4 protein-coding genes are annotated in these 4,287 nt (G+C 60.2%); all 4 read right to left on the reverse strand.

Annotation, left to right across the window (positions count from 1 at the left end):
- Window positions 1–222: 222 nt before the first annotated feature.
- The gene (locus AC1DT3_RS13290; RefSeq protein ID WP_477465725.1) at window positions 223–1,467 is read right to left on the reverse strand and encodes an ABC transporter substrate-binding protein; all 1,245 of its coding nucleotides are present in this window, start codon (window positions 1,465–1,467) and stop codon (window positions 223–225) included.
- Window positions 1,468–1,682: 215 nt separating this feature from the next.
- Window positions 1,683–2,507 (reverse strand): SDR family NAD(P)-dependent oxidoreductase, encoded by an 825-nt coding sequence (locus tag AC1DT3_RS13295; RefSeq protein ID WP_477465726.1) that lies wholly within the window; start codon window positions 2,505–2,507, stop codon window positions 1,683–1,685.
- A 5-nt stretch (window positions 2,508–2,512) separates the two neighbouring features.
- The gene (locus tag AC1DT3_RS13300) at window positions 2,513–3,559 is read right to left on the reverse strand and encodes an acyl-CoA dehydrogenase family protein (RefSeq protein WP_477465727.1); all 1,047 of its coding nucleotides are present in this window, start codon (window positions 3,557–3,559) and stop codon (window positions 2,513–2,515) included.
- The coding region (locus AC1DT3_RS13305; protein ID WP_477465728.1) for an acyl-CoA dehydrogenase family protein at window positions 3,556–4,287 on the reverse strand (732 nt) is incomplete at its 5' end. The genes AC1DT3_RS13300 and AC1DT3_RS13305, both read right to left, overlap by 4 nt.

Genomic DNA, 4,287 nt, shown 5'->3' on the forward strand with positions numbered 1-4,287 from the left:
GTCGTCGATCACCGCGACGTGGCCAGGGTCTTCGCCAAGCCGCATTGCAACGAAATCGCCGAGAGTCGCAGTGCTCCATTGCGACGACGAAAGATAATACTTCGTGCGTGATTCCAAGTCCGGCAAATGCCAGCCCGTTTCAGTGCGTCTGAGCATGAGAGTGAGATGTCCAACTGCGAAGGAGGCGCCCGCAAATCGGGCGCCGCCTCCGGTTTGCCTCGGCTACTGGAACTTGATCGGCACGCCGGGCGTGGCGGGGCCGGCGAGTTCAGTACCATCGGTCTTGTAGTAATCCGCGACCTTCCAACCCGCTTCGCTTTCGTCGGGCGCAAGCTTGACGTAGTTGACGTCGCACAGGGCCTGATGATCCGCCGCGCGCAGCGTCACCTTGCCCTTGACGCCCTCGAACGTGAGACCCTCAAGCGCAGCGACGAGAGCCGGGGTGGATAGGTCGCGAGACTTTGCGGCGGCGGCGGCTATCGCTGTGATCGCCATGTGCCCCATCCCGATAAACCCGTCGGGGAACCTGTCGCCGGTTTCTGCGACATAAGCGTCGTAGAGAGCCTTCGATGCAGGAACATCCTGATATGCACCGAAATACCAGTGGTGACCGCTCCAGTAATTTTCGGGAGTCCGCTTGCCAAGCGCCTTGGCAACCTGGAAATCGCTGCCGGAACTCACATAGACCTTGATGCGCTTCGACAGACCCAATTGTCCCGCCTGCTGCAGGAAGCCGACCTCGTCGCCCCCGCCGACACCGACGAACACACCTTCGACGCCGGAGCTCAGCAAGCTCGAGATCGCATTGCGGAAGTCCGTCGCGCCGAACTTCACGACGACAGGCTCATCGATCGTGACCTGCTTCTTGTTCAATTCGCCGTAGTACTTGGGCATGGCGAACTGGAATGTTGCGAGAGTCGAGCGCCCAATCTCTGCATCCGGGATGATCGCACCCCACTTGGTAACGTCGGGATATTTTTCAGCCATGAGCCGAGACGCTGCGGAAATCCGMATGGCCGAGTAGTCGGTGACACGGAAATAGTTTTTGCGGAAGTTTTCGTGCGTGAGATTATTGCCGTGCGACGCGGCGTTCAAAAACACAATGCCGAGTTCTTCGGCGATGCCACTGATGGCGAGTGCCACTGGACTTGCGAGAACGCCGGCGAAGATTTTTACCCCGTCACTGGAAAGTTCTCTTACGGCGGCGACTGCGACGTCGGGTTTCGACTGGTCGTCGCGAACGATGATTTGAACTTTGCGGCCGAGGATGCCGCCGCTCTCATTGATCTTCTTGGCTGCRATTTCCATGCCGAGATGCTGCGGCTTCCCGAGAATGCTCGCCGCGCCCGAAAGCGTGGTAATGCAGCCGATCTTGATCGGGCCTTCTTGTGCCAAAGCGGGCAGGCCGCGCGATGCGGCGAGCGCGCCAAGCGACGTACCCAGAAATGTTCTACGCGTCTGTTTCATGATGTGTCCTCCTCTCAACTATCTTCATCCCATTATGCAGGACTTGTTTTACGTAACTTCGCACGACTATCGATGACAGGCAACGCACAAACAAGAGGATTACCGGTTCGACGGCGCAAGTACTCTGCAATAGTCGTCCCACAATATGAGAAGTTTAAGCAAACCACCTGTCGCCTGCTGAACTGGAGAACTCTGTTCGCGCGCCCCTTCCGTGACTAGTCCGCCTTGCGGATTGGGCGGCCCGAATGGGTCCAGCTCGGCGTGACGTCGAGACGCGTTGCGGACAACGCCTCCTCCGACAGGAACTTCGTTGACGACCACCCGCCATCGATGGCGATGAGCTGTCCGTTGATCCACCCGGCGGCCGGCGAACACAGAAAATAGATCGCATTGGCAACGTCTTCGACGGTTCCGTGACGATCGGACGGCGTCATGTCGTAGTTCATGCGTTTGAACATTTCATCTTGCAGCCTGTGCACGATCATTGGCGTGGGGATGACGCCCGGTGCGACGGCATTACTCCGAATTCCGGCGCTGCCATACTGCGCCGCCAGGTGCGTGGTCAGACCCACGAGACCGGATTTGGCTGCGGAATACGCGCCGCCCCGCAGCCCGCCCAGCACCGCGTATGTCGAGGCGACATTCACGATGCTTGCACCGGCGTGCATCACCTTGAGCGCCTCACGCGTCAGACGGAACGGAGCGCGAAGCATCAGCCCGAGAAAATAGTCCAACGTCTCATCGTCGGTTTCGTGAACCGGTTTCGGACTTCCGATGCCAGCGTTGTTCACGAGGTAGTCCAAACGTCCGAAGGTCGAAATGGTGAATTCGACCGCTTTCGAAGGCGCCTCGTCGGCCGTCAAGTCGAGGGGGATGGAGGCGGAACGAGCGCCGCTGTCMTTGTCGCGCTCCTCCAGTGCCGCGAGTTTGGACGGATCGCGTCCGACGCCGACGACGTGGACCCCCTCCGACATGAACTTGCGGGCCGTGGCGAGACCGATTCCGCTTCCCGCGCCGGTGATCAATGCAACGCTTTCCATACCCTTCACTCCCCAATCTCAATGGTGCCGCCTAACGATTGAGCGGGCTGCTGCCACATGGCCCTCTCGCGATCGGCGGTCGTGCCCCCGATATTTTCAAAGAGGTGTGCACGCAGAAGATAGCGATGCATGTCGCTCTCAGCACTGAAGCCGATGCCCCCATGGATCTGAATGCCGGCCCGCGCATTCTCGAGCGCATAGCGACAGGCAAGCAACCAGCAGGCTTCTGTTTGAAATGCGGAGTCCGGCCATTCATCGCGCTGCGCCGTGGCGGCGAACATGAGCTGCGCACTCAGCACGTCGACGTTCACCGTCATGTTCGCGCAGCGATGCTTGATCGCCTGAAAGGCTCCGATCGGCTGACCGAATTGAGAGCGAATCTTCGCGTAATCGACGGACATGTCGCGCGAAGCGATGCACATCCCCAACAATTGCGCGGAGATGAGCAGTTTCGCCATTTGGGGAACACCGGTCCGCGTTTCATCGCGACGAACGATGATTGCATCTCTGTTCACGATCGCACGCGACATGCGGATCGCCCGGTCAGCGGCGACGACTGGAATCAAGGTCAGGCTCGCGCGCGACAGGAGCATCGCGCCACTGCTGTCCCACACAAGGACCAGATCGGCATCTTCAGCGTCATAGAGATGCGCCTCGAAGCTCCCAGGCGGCTGGCCAGCTTCTTCCCGCGAAGGGAGAAGCGCGTTGCCGAGGCAAACCCGTTGGCTGCCATCGAGCACGCCACGCACGATGTCGGACAGGCCCGCCTCGTGGGCAAGACGACCGGCGAGCGCGGTCGCCAAGGCGCCTGGCGATACCAAGTTGCGGCCCAGTTCGATATGAAGCAGGACGTCCTCGACGACGGTCAAGCCCGTGCCATCCGCCTGTTCCGGCAGCGACATCTGGAAACCGCCGAATTCACCGATCTCATCGAGACGATCCGGCCCGCGTCCCTCGTCTCGGAGACGATCGGGTGGAAATGACTTTGCAAGCAGCGTCCGGATTGCGGCAACGATTTGGTTCTGCTCCGTAGAATAGTTCAGGTCGATCATCGAGCAGCTCCGCGCGGAAGCCCAAGGATCCGCTCACCGATGATGTTCCTCTGCACCTCCGACGTGCCGCCCGCGATCGTCTCGCTGAAGGCGTCGAGATACGAGTACACCCATTCTCCGTCTTGCACGGCCTCGGCATTCAACGGCCCCAGCATCTCCATCGCAATTGCGTGGATCCTCTGAGAGAGCTCGGCGAAGAAGAGCCGGACGACGGAACCGTCGAACGGAGTTTCCGGTTCCTTGAAAAGCGTGCGGTACGTCAAAGCGCGAAGGGCGGACGCCTCGGCACGAGCAAGCGCAACGTCCCGCATCAGCGCAGGAGCCGCTCCCGCTGTTRCCGCCAACATGGAGGCAAGCCGCTCGATCTTGTACTGCATCATCAGTTGGAGCGTCGTCGCAGCCGTCCTGCGTTCGAGACCCAGCGTCGTCATGGCAACCCGCCATCCGTCGTGCAGCGCGCCGACCACATTGGAAACCGGGATCCGCACATCATCGTAGAAGACCTCGGCGAAGTGGGTTGCACCCGCCATGTTCTTGATGGGGCGTATCGTTATGCCGGGAGCTTTCATGTCGCAGATGACCCAGCTCAGGCCCCGGTGTCGCTCCGAACCCGGCTCCGTCCTGATCAACAGTTCCTGGTAGTCCGCGATGTCCGCGTAGCTGGTCCAAATCTTTTGACCGTTCACGACGAGAGTGTCGCCATCCAACACGCCGGAGGTTCTGAGACT

Source organism: Microvirga sp. P4_G7, assembly GCF_056401005.1.

Coding starts and splice junctions, on each gene's coding strand:
- AC1DT3_RS13300 (WP_477465727.1), bottom strand. CDS start 3,559: ATGATCGACCTGAACTATTCTACGGAGCAGAACCAAATCGTTGCCGCA.